This window comes from Myroides phaeus, from assembly GCF_900099675.1.
In the GTDB taxonomy this organism is placed as follows: Bacteria; Bacteroidota; Bacteroidia; order Flavobacteriales; family Flavobacteriaceae; genus Flavobacterium; species Flavobacterium phaeum.
Genome location: NZ_FNDQ01000053.1, coordinates 1 through 1,820, shown reverse-complemented (window position 1 = coordinate 1,820; position 1,820 = coordinate 1). Strand labels below are relative to the sequence as shown.

Annotated in this window: 1 protein-coding gene; it reads right to left on the bottom strand. The window is 29.8% G+C overall.

The features are described from left to right. Positions 1-1,820, bottom strand: a 1,820-nt coding sequence (locus BLT46_RS13215; protein ID WP_176770757.1) for a hypothetical protein, incomplete at both ends; no start/stop codon positions are given.

Here is a 1,820-nt window from a genome sequence, read left to right as displayed (position 1 = left end):
TAAGTCAGCAACTTTGCTGTAGATTGATTTTTTCAAATCATCACGACTAATATTTATCTGAGCATAATTTGTGATATAGTTCATTTTTATATCAGCGATTAGCACACTACTTTGTTGTTCACCATCTTGTGCTTGTTTTGCTTCAATACTACTAATGATTTCATCAATAAATTTGCCTCTTTTAAATATGTCAAAAGATTCATCTCTATATTCAGAAAGCTCAAGCCAATAACCATCTAAAGCGTCACCTTGTTTGGTCGAATATATTTTATATTTATTGGTAGTAGGCTCTAATTTAATAAGATCATAACCAAAAGCTAATACCCAAGCCTGTAAGCTGTTGTCTTCTTTTTTTGCAGGCCAGATAGAGAAGTTTGTTCGTTCCATTTTTGTCAACCAATTTTTGTCAATATGGTAAATCATAGAGTTTGAATTCTCTTTAATTTTATCGTGGTCTCTAGCATATCCTTCTACATCTAAAACTCCAAAAATAGGAGAAGCAGCTTCCATTCTATAGCAAATAACTTTATTGTGAATTCCTGTAGAAACGTATTCTATATTTTGATTTTGAACTAAATTTTTAAAAGAGTCTTTAAAAGTTGAGTTTGCTGTAGGTAAACCAATAACGAAATAATCAAATAATTGCTGACCAATAGCGTATCCCTTAGAGCTTTGTTGCCATAATGCGTGAGATTTAGCAATAAGCTTATTCGCTATTTCATTTGTTTTCTCAGGAGATAAGTCTCTTAATACATCGTCAATTGATTTATTTTTAAAAGCTAAAGCTTTAGGTAGTCCTTTTGTATATTTCCAGAATATCTTTTCGATTTGCTCGTTTTTTAATGTTTCAAAAGATAACATACCATTATCAAGCGTATCGTTAAATGTAGCAATGAAATCAGCAATTAAAAAGTCTCCATCTTTAGCATATGTCTTGTCTAAATCTTCTTTGTGCAAGTCAATGATAAATGTTTTTTGTTTTTCATTCGTTGAGTTAATGATGCTATTAACAAAGCTTGTAGCACTCTCTTTAACTTGTGTTAATTTACTAATAAGTGTAGCAATGGTTGTTTGATAATCATTTACATTATCAATTAATTTTGTTAAGAATTGCTTAGCGAAAACCCGTCTTTTAATTTCATTAATAGTAATTGCTTGGCGATTAACTAAGTCTCCTAAACCTTCTTTACTTTCATTTATAGATGATTTCTTTAAAAAAGAAGCTAATCCTGTAGAAATGTTTTGTAAACTCTCTATTTCATTCTTAATAGCATTTTCATTATTCTGTTTTTCTTTAATAAAGCTTTCTTCTTCTTCATCCATTTCCTTAAAGAAAATAGTTAACTGCTCTTTTAAATCACCTAAGAAATGTTTGACATTACCAATACCATGATTAGCATTTAATGATTTTGTAATGAATTCTTTTAATTGAGAAACGACATCACTATATTTTGTTTTTTCACTCAAAGTGATAGCTTGATCAGCCGTTTTCTCCACACTATTTAGATAAGCATTAATTTGATTAGCTAAGTCAGTGATATCATCAATATTAGGGAATTGGTTTTGCGGGTTTTTATTTAATAACGCATTAATAAGGTTGTCATTACCATTATTCTCTCTAATATTTATAGAAGGATTATCTATAAAAGCTGAAGCAAGAGGCTGAGCATTAGAATCTTCTGATAATAAGTTACTTATCATATTTCCATAAACTCTTCTTGCATAAATATTTCCGAGCGTATTTCCATCATAATATAATTCACTAACTCCCATACCACAAGCCCAAGCACGTTTATTTAGAATATCTAATTGACCTCCAG